Genomic DNA, 362 nt, shown 5'->3' with positions numbered 1-362 from the left:
GGCAAATTGACCTATCGGCCAAAAGCCTGTCCGCATTGTGGAGTGGTTAATGATCATAAAATCATTAACTATGGCTGGCGAGAAACTAATGTCCGCTTTGTCCAAACCCTTGGTAATAACGTGCTGTTAAAGTTAAATCGACGTAATTTCAAATGTAAGGAATGTCAGCGGACCTTCTTAGCTCAAACCAGTTTAGTACCGAAACACTGTTCAATTTCCAATCCCACTCGTCAAGAATGCTTAGAACGACTCGCAGAGCCGGTCTCACTAAAACATATCGCTAACGAATTGGCGACTTCTGCTAGCTTTGTTGCCCGCATGTTGATGCAATCTGAAACCTACTTCGAACCCAATTGGCAGCA

General features: G+C 43.6%; 1 protein-coding gene. It reads left to right on the top strand.

Annotated features, from left to right (window positions below; genetic code table 11):
* A partial coding sequence (locus tag HC026_RS12475; RefSeq protein WP_168926214.1) for a transposase family protein occupies positions 1 to 362 on the top strand: 362 nt, incomplete at both ends.

Source organism: Secundilactobacillus angelensis (genome assembly GCF_012641075.1).
GTDB lineage: Bacteria > Bacillota > Bacilli > Lactobacillales > Lactobacillaceae > Secundilactobacillus > Secundilactobacillus angelensis.
Note: the sequence above shows the minus strand (reverse complement) of the source record. Positions and strands in the feature narration are given on the sequence as shown.